The sequence below is a fragment of the Algoriphagus alkaliphilus genome, assembly GCF_900103735.1.
GTDB lineage: Bacteria > Bacteroidota > Bacteroidia > Cytophagales > Cyclobacteriaceae > Algoriphagus > Algoriphagus alkaliphilus.
Map to the genome: position 1 here is coordinate 1 of NZ_FMXE01000007.1, position 14,535 is coordinate 14,535.

The 14,535-nt window shown below is 42.4% G+C and carries 10 protein-coding genes; 2 read left to right on the top strand and 8 right to left on the bottom strand.

Going from position 1 to position 14,535, the window contains the following annotated elements:
• A partial coding sequence (locus tag BLQ81_RS05630; RefSeq protein WP_139183568.1) for an MBG domain-containing protein occupies positions 1-1,491 on the top strand: 1,491 nt, incomplete at its 5' end.
• Between the two features lie 72 nt (positions 1,492-1,563).
• Positions 1,564-2,529 carry a PorP/SprF family type IX secretion system membrane protein gene (locus BLQ81_RS05635; RefSeq protein ID WP_092728983.1) on the top strand — a complete coding sequence of 322 codons (966 nt, stop codon included), beginning with the start codon at positions 1,564-1,566 and terminating at the stop codon, positions 2,527-2,529.
• A 59-nt stretch (positions 2,530-2,588) separates the two neighbouring features.
• Here BLQ81_RS05635 and BLQ81_RS05640 read toward each other — a convergent pair whose 3' ends face one another.
• The 8 genes from BLQ81_RS05640 to BLQ81_RS05685 form a co-directional block, all read right to left on the bottom strand.
• On the bottom strand, positions 2,589-3,014 hold the full coding sequence (locus BLQ81_RS05640) for a response regulator (protein WP_092728984.1): 426 nt from the start codon (positions 3,012-3,014) through the stop codon (positions 2,589-2,591).
• Between the two features lie 341 nt (positions 3,015-3,355).
• The gene (locus BLQ81_RS05650; RefSeq protein ID WP_092728986.1) at positions 3,356-7,564 is read right to left on the bottom strand and encodes a PAS domain S-box protein; all 4,209 of its coding nucleotides are present in this window, start codon (positions 7,562-7,564) and stop codon (positions 3,356-3,358) included.
• A gap of 294 nt (positions 7,565-7,858) precedes the next feature.
• On the bottom strand, positions 7,859-8,968 hold the full coding sequence (locus tag BLQ81_RS05655) for a sensor histidine kinase (protein ID WP_245693187.1): 1,110 nt from the start codon (positions 8,966-8,968) through the stop codon (positions 7,859-7,861).
• A gap of 3 nt (positions 8,969-8,971) precedes the next feature.
• On the bottom strand, positions 8,972-9,772 hold the full coding sequence (locus BLQ81_RS05660) for an alpha/beta fold hydrolase (RefSeq protein WP_217636648.1): 801 nt from the start codon (positions 9,770-9,772) through the stop codon (positions 8,972-8,974).
• 301 nt (positions 9,773-10,073) lie between these two features.
• The gene (locus BLQ81_RS05665; protein WP_245693188.1) at positions 10,074-10,328 is read right to left on the bottom strand and encodes a thioredoxin family protein; all 255 of its coding nucleotides are present in this window, start codon (positions 10,326-10,328) and stop codon (positions 10,074-10,076) included.
• A gap of 286 nt (positions 10,329-10,614) precedes the next feature.
• On the bottom strand, positions 10,615-11,172 hold the full coding sequence (locus BLQ81_RS05675) for an OmpH family outer membrane protein (RefSeq protein ID WP_092728988.1): 558 nt from the start codon (positions 11,170-11,172) through the stop codon (positions 10,615-10,617).
• Between the two features lie 13 nt (positions 11,173-11,185).
• A complete protein-coding gene (locus BLQ81_RS05680; RefSeq protein WP_092728989.1) occupies positions 11,186-11,716 on the bottom strand; it encodes an OmpH family outer membrane protein in 531 nt (176 codons plus the stop codon).
• Between the two features lie 91 nt (positions 11,717-11,807).
• A complete protein-coding gene (locus BLQ81_RS05685; protein WP_092728990.1) occupies positions 11,808-14,504 on the bottom strand; it encodes a BamA/OMP85 family outer membrane protein in 2,697 nt (898 codons plus the stop codon).
• Positions 14,505-14,535: the final 31 nt, after the last annotated feature.

The following is a 14,535-nucleotide window of genomic DNA, read 5'->3' on the forward strand; positions in this document are numbered from 1 at the left end:
ACATACGGCGAAGCGAATCCGGCCCTGACCTTCAGCTACACAGGTCTGGTCAACGGAGACACGAAGGTGACGACCGAGCCAAGCATCAGCACGACTGCTACGCAAAGCTCGAATGTGGGAACGTATCCAATCACTTTAACCGGCGGTGAAGATCAGAACTACACCATCACGCTGGTAAGCGGCATGCTGACCATCGGCAAGAAGGACTTGACCATCAGGGCTGATGACAAGCAGAAAACTTACGGCGACGCGAATCCTGTCTTGACCTTTAGCTATTCAGGTTTAGTCAACGGAGACACGAAGGTGACAACCGAGCCAAGCATCAGTACGACTGCTCTTGCAAGCTCTAATGTGGGAACTTATCCAATCACACTAGCTGGCGGATCAGACGAAAACTACGAGATCACGCTTGTAAACGGGACGTTGACGATAAACAAAGCGACGCTTAAAATCGAGGCCAATCCACAGACCAAAATATTCGGTTCTGCAGATCCTGCCCTGATATTTGTAGCCACAGGCTTCAAGGGCACGGATAACCTGAGTGTACTGACGGGAAATCTTGTCAGAGCAGCAGGCGAACAGGTAGGAAAGTATGCGATCGGCTTGGGTACATTGAAATCCACTGAGAACTATCAGCTGGAGTTTGTTTCCGCACAGTTTGAAATTATCCCGGCCGAATTGATTGCCATTTCCAATCCTGACCCGATTACCACCCCATGGTCTGTGAGTCCGACCCTGCCTGCAAAGGTGACTGCGGTTACCGCAGACGGACAGGTGGTACAGCTTTCGGTTAGCTGGAATCTTGCTCCATTGAATCTGTTCAAGCGGGGCACTTACTTCCTGACCGGAGTGGTTACCCTGCCGGATGGAATTCTGAATCCTGAAGGTCTGAGGGCAATGCTAGAGGTAAGAGTTTTGGCCAAGCCAGCTCCACAGGATGTGATTTTGAGCAACAATGACTTTGATCCTGATCCGAAGAATTACTTCCAGGTGATAGGAAGCTTCACGGTGATCGATCCGATAGACAGGGAACATGTCATTACCTTAATCCCGGGGGCAGGGGATAACCAATTCTTTGAGGTGAAGAACGGAATCCTGTTCTGGAGCAGTGCCGATGAGGTTGCGGGAAGAACCCAGTTTTCGGTAGTGATCCGGGTAACGGACCGAGACGGGAATGTGATCGAAAAATCCTTTACAATCAACAGAGGACGAACCGACATTCTGGAGTTGGAAGTGTTCAACAGTTTCACTCCAAACGGAGATGGCATCAACGACACCTGGGGAGTGCCGGATCTGCGCTACTTCCGTGGAGTGAGGGTACAGGTCTTTGACCGCAACGGAGAGCGACTCTTCTACACTGAAGATGCGGATACCCGTTGGGATGGGACTTACAAGGGCAAAGAAATGCCAGTCGGCACTTATTTCTGGATCATTGAGGTGATCGAAACCGGAAATGTGAGAAGAGGGATATTAACTATTCTGAAAAATTAAATCAAAAGGGGATCAGGCAGAAAATGCCCGGTTCCACTTTAAACTCCAAAAATTTCCAAAAACAGACTAACCATGCAAAACTTCAAATATTTTCTGCTCCTTGCTTTTTGTCTTTTCTCCGGACTTACTTCTTATGGCCAGACCCGAAAGAACATCTCCCAGTTTTCCCACTTTCAGAGCTACTTCAATCCGGGTTTGACCGGCTATGAGGGTTCGACTGTGCGGGGCTTTGTGCGGAACCAATGGTCAGGATTTGAAGGGGCACCAAAGACCTTCTTCTTCAGTACCGAAATTGACTTTGGGGAAATCTCGGGAGAAATGGATCCTGCCCTGATGGGTAAGAATGCGATCTCGGTCAACCTGCTTCAAGACACCTACGGAGCCTTTCGGGACAATGAACTGATGATCAGTTACGCCAGTCGAGTTAGACTGACCGAAAACCACAACCTGAGACTGGGAGTGGGAGTCAACTATCAGACGGTACGTTTGGACGGGAACGCCATGACAACAGAAGAACAAAACGATCCGACTTTGGGACAGTATTACGGTGCCTTCTCGGACATGCAGTTTCTGGACGCCAATATTGGAATAGCGCTGACGCACCGGCAATACTACTTTTCGTACGCAGTACACCGGATCAATGGAGGAGGAGCAAGTCGTGGAGATAATTTCATGGAAGGCTACCCGGCCGAGCAGTTTATTCAGGCGGGCTTCCGGGAGGCGATCACCCCCAATCTGTCCATCATCACCAATGCTTTTTTCAGAAGCAGGAAAGATCTGCCCAATGTGGTGGAGCTGAATATCAAAGCGCTGTTGATGGACAAAGTATGGGTTGGGGCAGGCCATCGGATCGACTATGCGAGCAACTTGCAGGTGGGATTTCTGACTCAGCGGATGAAAATCGGCTACCTTTACGAATTTCCGATGGGCAGGAGCTACCTGCTTCCGGGCAGCACGCATGAATTCACTGTAGCTTTGAACCTGTTCAAGGACAACATAAAGAGCAAATTCGCAAAAGACGAGGTGCTGATCTGGTGATCACATTCATTTAGCCAAAAAAAGGAAGGAGCGATCTTTCCTTTTTTTTTACGTAGTGCTCAATCTGGCAACGTGGAAAGTTGCAACCAGAATTCCTCAATTTTGAGGATGGCTTCCAGAAATTCATCCATGTCCAGCGGTTTTTTCACATAGCTGTTGCTGTGGTTTTCATAGGCTTGGTTTACATCTTTTTGGCTGGAGGAGGTGGTCAGCATGATCACCGGGATTTTTTTAAGGGCATCATGGTATTTGATTTGCTTCAGCACCTCATGTCCGTTGAATATCGGGATATTGATGTCCAACAAAATCAAATCCGGTTTTTCAGCTTTAGTATATTCCCCCCGGCGAAACAAAAAATCCAGAGCCTCCTGGCCATTTTTGACCACACTGATTTTAGTCTTGATCTTACTTTCTTCGAATGCATCAAGTGTCAAAATAATATCTCCTTCATTATCCTCGACCAAAAGAATGTGTGCTGGTTTCATCTGTTTATATTTTGTTTTTTAATGGTCAGATGGAATGCCCTGGATAATCATTCCCCTGTGTGAGAAGCCTTTCTCATGGGTATTTCATGTATTTTTATATTTGATTACAAAGAGAAAGGTAGAGCCGGAATCTCCGTCTGATTCAACCCAAATTCGATTTTCATGTAATTTCCTGATTTTTGACATACCTAAAGCCCAAATCCCTTTCGGTCTGTATTTTGGTCAATTTTTTTGAAAATATCGAAAATTTCTTCCGGATGGTTCTAGTTATTATTTTACCCATTAGTACATTAAGGTAGAAGTAATTTCCATTATGCCATCAATTTGAGTTTATCCTAAAATTAAACTTTAGGCACTGAAAAATAGAATACAGAACCTTCTCCAAGTTTAGAACTCAGCCAAACTTTACCTCCCCAGGATTCGACCTGCTTTTTCACGATCGACAGGCCGATACCGTTTCCACCGTACTGATCCCGATTGTGCAAGCGCTGGAAAATGACAAAGATTTTACCAAAGAATTCCGGTGCTATTCCAATTCCGTTGTCTCGAACCGAAAACACCCATTCGCTTTCGGTCACTTCTACCCCAAGCTCAATTCGGGGGGCAATTCCTTCTCTGGAATATTTGATTGCGTTGTCCAAAAGGCAGTGAATCACTTGGGTGCATGGTGCCCGATAACCATCAATGACAGGGAGTGGGGAGTGGTCGATTACGACTGATTTTTCGTGAATAATTTTCTTCCGCAGGGATTTATAGTCAGCTACCAGTTGGTCAAAGTTGATTTTCACCCTATTTTCTTCAAGTTTTCCAGCCCGGGAATATTCGAGCAAATCAAGGATAATTTGCCTCATCCGTTTGGCCCCATCTGTGGCGAAATGGATGTATTGATGTGCTTTGTCATCTAGCTGTCCGCCATATTTTCGCTTAAGTTGATCCAGAAAACTGGAGATCATCCGCAGCGGCTCCTGCAGGTCATGGGAGGCGATAAAGGCAAACTGTTCGAGCTGTTCGTTGGTGAGTTCGAGTTCGTGGGCGTGTTGCTGTAAGGATTTATTCAGCCCGAGAAGCTGCTTTTCATAATTCTTCCGCTCAGTAATATCTATCACAGCCCCAACCATTCGAATGGCTTTTCCTCCATCATCTCTAATGACAACACCTCTGTCAATGACATTTGCAAATGTGCCATCATTTTTCCGAAAACGGTACTCAGCCATCCAATTGGTTTGATTTGGTTTTTCTATCGCATCCATAATACTCTGAAGCACCTGTTCTTGGTCATCCGGATGAATGTTTTGAGTCCAATCTTCGATGGGTGTTAAATTTACATCCACCATATGTCCAAATAATCTTTTAAATCCGTTTCCCAAGAAAAGTGAGTTATCTAATAAATTCCAATCCCAAATGGCATCATTGGTTGCTTCGGCAACTTTTTCGAAACGTTCGTTGGCTTGAACTAAGCTGATATCCGCTTGCTTTCGAAGGGTTATATCTCTGAAATAAAAAGTAAGACCTTCCTTTGAAGGATAAACGGTTACTTCAAACCATTTATCAAATGCAGGGTCATATTCTTCAAAATTAATGGACTCACCAGTAGCCATCACATGATGAATATTTGTGTGAGAAGGGAGTGATACAGCCTCCGGGAATTCCTCCCAAATGTTTTTACCTAATATTTCTTCTCTATTGATACCCAGTAAACTCTCGCATTGTTTGTTCCAATATCCTACCACCCAATTTTTGTCAACCGTAAAAAAAGCATCTCCGATACTTTCCAGTATTTTGTTTTTTTCTTCCAGCGTTCTTAATACTTGTTCTTCAGCAATCTTTATTTTTGTTATATCAAACCTAATGGACAGATATTGATAGGATATATTTTTTTCATCTAAAAACGGGAAAATTGAAGTATATACCCAATAATAGGAGCCATCTTTCGCCATGTTTTTTATTTCCCCTTTCCACACCTTGCCTGATGATATGGTTTTCCATAAGTCCTTAAAAAATGCCTTTGGATGATGTTTGGAATTGATTAACTGATGTGTGTTACCAATTAACTCCATTTCCGAATATTGTGATAATTTGCAGAAATTATCATTTACCTCGGTGATTACACCATTTTTGTCAGTAATTGCGATAATCGCAGATTGATCTAATGCACTTTTAAATGCCTCAAGGGTTTTTAGGGTATTGTGTAATGTTATTTCATTTGCTTTTCGTTTATGAATATCCTGAAAACTACCATAGATCCGGTGGCATTTTCCAACTGCAAATTCCGCATTGCCAATGGCACGTACCCAACGCTCTTTCCCCTTGGCTGTAACCAAGATGGCTTCAAAATCAAACGTTACCTCTGACTGGATGCATTTATCAATAGCGCCCTGAACCATTTCACGGAAATCTTCCCTGTAAAACAATATTGCATTCTCCAAATTGGGAATATATGACTCAGGGTCTGTTTCGTGAAGTTCATGAACCATTTCAGACCAATACACTTTACCCTGCAACAAATCTACCTCCCAGCTGCCAATTTTTGCTATAGAATTGACCTGACGATTCAATTCCCTGAGTTTCTTTTCCTCAGTGATGTTTTTTGACGCAGCGTAAATTAATCCATCCTCCACCGATGGGCTACAAGTCCAGCTTAACCAAATAATGTTACCTGATTTGGTTATGCACCGGTTTTCGAATTTGAAGGTGGCTTCTCCCTCACTCAGTTTCATCACTTCAATGGCGGAGATGTCTTTGTCCTCGGGATGTACAAACTCATCGAAGGAATGGCACAAAAGCTCTTCCTCACTGTAGCCAAGGGCCTTACAGCCTGCTTTGTTCATTCTGAGAAATCTTCCCTGGAAATCTAACTGGCACAGGATTTCAGGGATAGATTCGTATATGTGATGTAAGTCATTTTCGAGTTTCTTACGGCTTATTTCTGAACCTATAAATCGTTCGAGCTGTTCAAATACTTTTACATACTTTTTTAGGTAATTTATTTCTTGTTGTGAACCAACCACTAAAACGCCAATAACTTTTTCATTGAAGATTAGAGGGATCGTCAATGCCGTTTCAATACCGGCCTTTTTAGCGGCATCTTTTCTGGTAAAAGCATCATTTTCACTAAGATTCTCCCATAATATGCTGGATTTTTTAAGCCAAACGATTCCCGGTGCCTCCTCCGCTAAATTGAAAGAGGTGACTTCTTTACTCCATTCATCGAAAATTCCGGCATTGGATGTGGTGGGTATATGTGCAATTAATTGAAGTTGGTTTCTTTCAAGATTGGGCAGCCACAACTCTACAAAATCGAAATTGCCATATGAACTAACAGTTTTGCAAAGTTCATTAACCGAAGTTATTAGGTCATTTTCAATACTAAAATTTAAACTGATTTTATTTAAAAGTTCTTTTTCCAGCTCTTTGTTCTTTTGCTCGGTCACATCCCGTTCTATGGCTATCCAATGGGTGTACCATTCCATCTCGTTTGCAACAGGAGAACTAGAAAAGTTGATCCAGAACTCCTCTCCGTTCTTTTTGTAATTGATGACCGTGCACTCACAACTCTCCCAGTTTCTAAGTGCCTTGCCAATCCTTGCCAATTCTTCTTTGTTGGTATTGGGCCCCTGCAAAATCCGGGGGGTTTTTCCAATTACTTCTTCAGCTGTATAGCCAGTCATTTTGGTAAAGGCCTCATTCACATAGATGATCCTGTTTCCCGGTTCGTCGAAGTGCTCTGCTTCTGTAATTAGTAGTGCATCTTTGGTATTGGTAATGACCCTTTCGAGCAGTCGAAGTTCTTGCTCTTCAAGTTTTTGAGCAGTGAGGTCTTGGACAGTTCCCTCAAAAGCGATAGGAATACCATGCTTGTCCTTTACCATTCTGCCAATTGCGTGGATCCAACGGATACTGTGGTCAGGGAGAATTATCCGGTGGATAATATCCACATTTTTTTCTCCTGAGTGTATCGTACGATCATTCTCTAGGTCAAATGCCTCATGATCCTCAGGATGGATGGTTTTGAGTAGATTTTCAAAATTGATTTCAAAACTGTCTTTTTGTCTTCCCCAAATTTTATAAACTTCATCTGTCCAGGTTATAGACTGAGATTCTAGTTCGAATCTCCAATAGCCTAATTTGGCAATGGCCGAAGCTGCTTTTAGTCTTTCTTCTGATTCTTTGATGAGTTGAGTTTTTTTTTCTTCCTCTGTAACGTCCAGGCAAATCGCCAAAATGCATTTTTGGCCATGAAAATCAACTTTATGTCCGTTGATTTTCATTCTGATTTTTTCATGGTTTTTTTTCTGATGGGTAGATATCCCGAAGTAAATATTCCCATGCTGTGAATCAATATCGATATGCGGTGCTACCAATTTTGGAATCTCCTCTTTAGGGTAGAGGCCTTTTATCGTCAGTTTTAAAAATTCATTGCGGGAAAAGCTATATTGCTGGATTGCTGCTTCATTAACATCCAGAATTTCGAAAGTGCTTACATCATATACCAATTGTGGAAGAGGGCTCAAATAAAAAAGGCTGCTATAATCTGTCATTTTAGCTTCCATAGTAAATAGTTTGGGTGTACTTTTTTGATTTTCAACCTTCTTTGTACTTATCAATTGAACAAGGTATTCGATTTAAAGGTGATTAATAGATGATATTGAATTTGTTTAAAAAATATTTTTCGGGATATAAAGTTATAAAGTTTTTTTTTTCTTGATTAAGTACAATTTCGTGAGTTCTTGAAAATAATTTTGTAAAAGAAAAATAGTTGAAAAATCGAGAAATTGAATTTACAAGACAAGGCGGTTGTCGGTATGCCCACCCCCCTTTTTTTTTAAAAAAAAATGGAGGGGAGATTATCTGGGAAGTGTAAAATAGAAGGTGCTTCCTTTTCCCGGTTCTGATGTTGCGCCGATTGTCCCGCCATGGATTGCAAGAATCCGCTTGCAGGCAGATAGGCCTATGCCTGTTCCGGGTATGCTGTCATGAGAATGCAGGCGTTTCATAAAACCAAATACTTGATCGGCTAGATCTTCTTCGAATCCCATCCCATTGTCCTTTACAAAGACCCTGATTTCATCATTTTTTTCCTCAAAGGCCACTCGTATTACTGGGTCGCTTTCCGATCGGTATTTGATGGAATTTCCAAAAAGGTTCTGAAAAAGACGGGCCAATTGAAGCTTATTTCCGATCACCATCGGCAATTCGGGGATGGTGATGACCGCATTGCTTTCTTTTACTTGATCGTCAATCATCTCCAGTCCGATTTCACAGGCTTCATTCAAGGAGAATTCTTCAAACGGCAACTCTTCACTGTCGATTCTGGCATATTCAAGAAGGTCGCCGATCATCAATTTCATCCGTTGCGCATTTCTTTTTATGAGTGAAAAATATTTGGTCACCTCACTGTCTACAGGAAAATGTCCTTTTTTTTCCGACAATCCGATCAAGCCGGAAATGGTACGAAGTGGTGCCTGAAGATCATGAGAGGCGATAGAAGCAAATTGTTCCAGTTCCGCATTGATTTGTTTGAGGCGTTGAATTGTTTGTTCGGCTTCTTGCCTTGCTTTGATCAATTCCAATTCATAGCTTTTTCGCTGGGTAATATCCAGAATGGAGAACCTGAAATAGGTTTCAAGTGCTGATTGATCATGAATGCGACTTGCATTGACTAAAGTGGGGAGCTTGATAGATGCTTTGCCTTTGAGTTCGATATTTATTTCTGAGATTTCACCCTGCATTAGCAGCATGGGCATCATGTGAGTTTCAAAATAAATTTTCCCTCCCATATCCAGTAAATCCTGAAATGATTTTTGGAGGAGGATTTCCTCCCATTCATAACCTAACCACTTGAGCAATGTGGCATTTACATTTACAATAAGTCCGTCGGCGCGTACGGTCATATAGCCAAAAGGTGCATTTTGGTAAAGATCTTCTGCGTTTTCCAAGAATGGCTGAGTATTCAAGGTCTAGGTGGTTAGGTAAGAACGTATGCTCGATATAACCTGATCGGGAGCGGTAAGGTGCGGACAGTGACCGGCGCTATTCAAGAGTACGTATTTACTATCAGGTATTTTTTTATGAACAAATTCTCCAACCCGGACAGGAGCGATCACGTCTGGATGACATTGGATAATCAAAGTCGAGGTACAAACCCTTGATAAATCCTCCCTGTTGTCTCCAAGAAAGGTCACCTTGGCGAAGTGCTTGGCAATGTCCGGGTTCATAGCACAAAAGCTATTCTTCAATTCTTCAGAATATTCCGGCAATTCCGGATTTCCGATGATCACCGGCGCGATAAAGCTTGACCAGCCCAGATAATTGCTTTCTAAGGTTGCTATCAATTCATCTATATCCTTGTAGCTGAAGCCACCGAAATATTCATTATCGTTGATGTAGCAGGGGGAAGGCCCAATCAAAATCAGTTTTTCATAAAGTTCGGGCCGATCAGCGGCAGCAAGTACTCCAATCATACTGCTCACAGAATGTCCCACAAAAATCACTTTTTGGAGATCAAGAGAATATAAAATTTCATTAAGGTCCTCAGCGTATCCTTTGAGCGAACTGTATTTTTCAAAATCGTACGCGCTTTGATCTGAGTTGCCGGAGCCAACATGATCAAACAAAATAATCCGGTAATCTTTTTCAAAAGCTGGAGTGATAATTCGCCACATTTTCTGATCACAACCATAACCATGGGCAAAAACAATTGCTTGGGTACCTTTTCCGAAAATTTTTACATTATTCCTTTTTGTAATGGCAATACTCATGAATGGGTTTATTCAGATAAAATGTTCTAAGAATTCCAGTAGGGAATTTTGTCGGCAAAGAGAGGCAATGGTAAATTGATCCTTGGATTATTTAAATCAATTTTAAGGTCGGTTTAAATTACTTGATTTGAGTTAGTTAACCAATAGTTTTTTCAGTGAAATTACCGTCATAAATCTATATGCCCGTTCAGTTAGCTCAACTTTTGGGCCTTTTTTGATAGGTGAAAATTCAAGATGAAGGATTTAAAGGCATTTTCAAACCAAAAAGTGTCTATTGAAAAAAAACGGGGAATCCTAAACTCTAAAAAGCCTTCAACTCATGCAATAGGTCCCGTTTGGTAATGATTCCTCCTTTTCTCCAGAGAATTTTCCCTCGCTTGAAGAGGATGTAATGCGGGATCGACCGGATTGCAAACTGTTGGGTAAGTTGGGGATGTTTATCCACATTCAGTTTAAGTAGTTTGATTTTACCGCCAAGTTCATCCAAAACCTCCTCAAGGATTGGAGTCATCGTTTGGCAAGGGCCACACCAATCTGCGTAGAAATCCACTAGCACAGCGTCCTAGCTTTTGGAGATGATGTCTTTTGGGTTCTTTTTGGACATAGATGAGATTTTAGACACAAGATGCTAGATCCAAGAATTAGGATCCAAGATATTGGAATAAGACGAGGGACGGGCGATCCAAAAACTATTAAGCAACACAAAATAAAGGCTGCCTTTCGAAAAAGACAGCCTTTGGGAATTTTAGTTGATTTGCTACAATTCGATAACTTCCAACAGCTTGGTCTACAACCCTGGTCTTTGGACTATTTTCTATTGAGTCCGGTGGTAATCCTTGTAATTAGTTTCTGGCGGGAGCTCCTGCCGGAGGCGTTGGCATTTTAAGGCCAAGTTTTGCCACCACCAGCTCAGTGAATTTGTCTTCTTCTTTGGTGTAAAGCAAAATCGGAGACTGACCTGCTGTCTCTGCGAAGACATGCGTGTAGTTGTTTTCAACGGCCACAGCATTGATCGCATTGATGACCTTGGTTTGTACGGGCTCCAACAATTCGCCCAACTTTCGCTGGTAAGATACCTGGGCATCCTGCTCATACTTCTGAAGATCATTCTGAAGTTTTGTCAATTCGGCTTCTTTTGCAGTCCTTGCCTGCTCGGTCATGGATGGAGCCGCCTGCTGATAGGCCTGGACCTGTCTTTGGAAGTCAGCGGCCTTGGTTTGGATATTGGTTTGCAGTTGAGTCTGGTAATCCTGGATATCTGCACCGATTTGTTCCATTTCAGGCATTATGTCCATGATAAATTCCACACTCGTATAGCCGATTTTTACATCTTGAGCCTGAGCTGCAAATCCTACGAATAGCAATGCTACTGCTGATAGGATAACTTTAACTTTCATCATTTGGTGTTTGTATTTAATTGTTGTCTTCAATTCCCAATTCGTCCAGGACAAACTCAGAGTAGTCGTGTCTTGGATCAGTATAGATTATGGCCGAAGGGCCTGCTGCCTTGTCAAACAAAAGGCCCAGGTTATTCCGCCTCGAAACGCGTTCGATCGCTTCGTAAATCTTAGACTGCAGGGGCTGCAGCAGTTCTGCCTGCTTCTGGTAATACACCCCGTTTATTCCAAAGATTCTATTGTTAAACTCTTGCGAGGCCTTTTGCTTCGCTTTGATTTCTTCAAGCCTTTGCCTGTACATTTCTTCTGTCAATAATACCTCCTCTGCCTTCAGCTGAGTGGTCATTTCTTTTATCTCCTGATCCAAACTTTGTGCCTCTTTCTTCCATTCTGTGCTGAGCTTCAAAAGCACATCCTGTATGACTTTGTAGTCCGGATGCTTATTCAGGATGTATTCGGTGTCAATGTATCCGCTCTTTTGAGCAGCTAAAGGGCCTCCTTGTATCAGAATGAGGAGCAAAAGTACAATTTTCAGTGATTTATCCATGTCTTTGGCTTGTTTTCAGTGAGTCATTATTGAGTTAATACCAAGCTTTATTTTTTGCATAAATTAACTAAACGTGCTACTGAAATCAAGATTATCTGAATTGCTGACCAATAGTAAAGTGAAACTGTGGACCGCTTCGGTTCAAAGATCCCGGAATCCGATCAAATCCATAACCCCAGTCTACACCCAGCAGTCCAAAGGCAGGCATAAATATCCTTGCACCCATTCCTGCGGATTTTTTCAAATCATAGGGGTTGTAATCTTTGTAGGATCCCCAGTTGTTTCCGGCTTCAGCGAAAGCAAGTAGAAAGATTGTGGCAGAGGGATTGGGAGACACCAGGAACCTGATTTCAGTGACGAATTTATTGTAGACTACCCCGCCATAAGGATCTGGATTGGCCGTCCCTCGGGTAGCTCTACCGGGTGTGATAGATTGGTTCTCATAACCTCTAAGTCCAATGATTTCCTGGCCTAAGGCAAAGTTATTGAAGGTCATCCCGTCACCACCCATTACGAATCGCTCCAAAGGAATGATTCCGATTTTGTTACCATAAGAGCCCAGGAAGCCCATGTGTACTCTGGCACTTGCAACCCACTTGGTAGATCCCAGGAGCGGGGTGTAGAACGAAGCATCAAGCATCCATTTATGGTATTCCAGCCAGTTGTATTTTTGCTGATCTGTGGACTCTCCATTGATATTCTTGTTGAGCGAAGAATAAGGCGGGGTTAAGGCTGTAGAAAGAATAATGTTGGATCCCAATCTTGGATAGATCGTGTTGTCCACGTTATTTCTTGCTATTGTGGTGTTTAAGGTGACACTTTTCGAGTTTCCCGAAGGATAGCTTAGTCCAAAGGATGTTCCGAACTGGTCAAACACATAGTTTTGGAATCGCACTGAATTGCTAATGCTGAAGTAGTCATCAGGCCAAGTCACTCGCTTCGCAAGTCCAAGTGTCACGCCGGTAATCTTGAAGAATCCCAAAGAATTACCAAAATTGTTGCGGTTGAGGAAATCGACTTGCCTTTGAATGGAATGGTTGAAGGAAAAACTCAAAGCATTAGGTTTTTTGCCGCCAAACCAAGGCTCAGTCAAGGACAGGGAGTAGTTTTGGAAAGTTTGACCATTTGCCTGTACTCGGAGTGAAAGTTTCTGACCATCCCCTACCGGAAGCGGATCCCACTTACTGAAATTTCCAATATTTTTTATGGAAAAGTTGTTGAATACTAAGCCAACCGTACCGACAAACCCAAAGAATCCACCCCAACCTCCGGATAGCTCAATTTGATCATTTGGTCTTTCTTCCAATTCGAAAGTGATATCAACAGTTGCCGCCTCAAAGTTTGGTTTGAGATCGGGATTGATTTTTTCAGGGTCAAAATATCCCAGCGTTGAAAGTTCACGGATGGTTCTCACCAAATCCTTTCTACTAAACTTTTGACCAGGTAGAATTCGGATTTCCCGCATGACCACGTGATCAGAAGTTCGGTCGTTGCCTTTGATGTTTACGCTGTTTACGGTGACTTGGGGGCCTTCAAAGATTCGCATTTCCAGGTCAATGGAATCCCCGACTACATTAATCTCTACCGGATCAATGGAGAAAAACAAGTATCCATTATCCTGATACAGTGAACTCACATCATCTCCCTTTTGGGGATCATAATTCAGACGCTTATCCAGTTTTTCTTTATTGTAAACTTCTCCCTTTTCAATCCCCAGTTTCGCAAGAAGAACTGACCTCGGATGAATGTAATTGCCTGTGAATGAAATGTTTCGGTAATAGTATTTTCGGCCTTCTTCAACCGCGATGTCAATGTTGATTTTGTCTTCTGAGAAACTGTAGACTGAATCATCCAGGATTTTAGCATCACGGAAACCGCGGCTATTATAGAAGCTGATTATATTGTCTTTGTCGTTTCTGTATTCTTTGGGGATATATTTTGATCCACTGAAAAAGTTAAGCTTGAAGTTTTTGTTGATATAGCTTATCGTCTGTTCTTTTGAGACGGTGTCTGTATGAAAAATTGTTTTTTTGATGCTTTCAGCATCAGCCTCTACAATTCTGGTATGGATATCCTTGAAAATCGCAACCCGTGCCTGTTCCTTGGTTTTTTTCAATTTTTTCTTCAACGTACCATCAGCTATTTCCTCATTTCCGTAAAATTGGATTTCATTGATTTTGACTTTGGAATTGATATCGATATCGAATCGAAGTTTGACACTGTTGGGAAGTGTGGTATCCCGGTCCTGGTAGATTTTGACATCGGTATTCAGGTAGCCTTTGTCGAGGTAATATTTTTCGATGTTTCTCTTGGCGGTATTGAGTACGTCATCGCGGACGACGCGACCTCTAATATTTACTTTATCGCGGAGTTCCCCCTCTTGAGTTTTATTGATGCCATTAAACTCCACCCGTGAAAATCTCGGACGCTCGGCGAGGTCCAGCAACAAGTAAATATCCTCGCCTTCGATTTTTGTCACCAGGATTTTCACATCCCCGATGATTCCCTGCCTCCAGAGCTTTTTCAAAGCATTTGAGATGGCATCTCCAGGGACATCTATTCGGTCATCAACTTTTAGTCCTGACAGTGAAATGATTGCATTTTCATCCAGCGTGGTCAGGCCCATCGCTTTGATTTCTGCTATTCTGTATTTCTGAGGTTTGGCATAGTTCAGCTCCAGAATATCAACAGGTTTAGAGGAGGCGTAGCGACTTTGCCCTAGGCGAATCTGGGAATAAGCCGATGCAGACCATATCAAACACAACAGGATTAATAAACTTCTTTTCATATAATTATAATTTGACCTTAAAGGCCACACG

Coding starts and splice junctions, on each gene's coding strand:
- BLQ81_RS05635 (WP_092728983.1), top strand. CDS start 1,564: ATGCAAAACTTCAAATATTTTCTGCTCCTTGCTTTTTGTCTTTTCTCC.
- BLQ81_RS05640 (WP_092728984.1), bottom strand. CDS start 3,014: ATGAAACCAGCACACATTCTTTTGGTCGAGGATAATGAAGGAGATATT.
- BLQ81_RS05650 (WP_092728986.1), bottom strand. CDS start 7,564: ATGGAAGCTAAAATGACAGATTATAGCAGCCTTTTTTATTTGAGCCCT.
- BLQ81_RS05660 (WP_217636648.1), bottom strand. CDS start 9,772: ATGAGTATTGCCATTACAAAAAGGAATAATGTAAAAATTTTCGGAAAA.
- BLQ81_RS05675 (WP_092728988.1), bottom strand. CDS start 11,172: ATGATGAAAGTTAAAGTTATCCTATCAGCAGTAGCATTGCTATTCGTA.
- BLQ81_RS05680 (WP_092728989.1), bottom strand. CDS start 11,716: ATGGATAAATCACTGAAAATTGTACTTTTGCTCCTCATTCTGATACAA.
- BLQ81_RS05685 (WP_092728990.1), bottom strand. CDS start 14,504: ATGAAAAGAAGTTTATTAATCCTGTTGTGTTTGATATGGTCTGCATCG.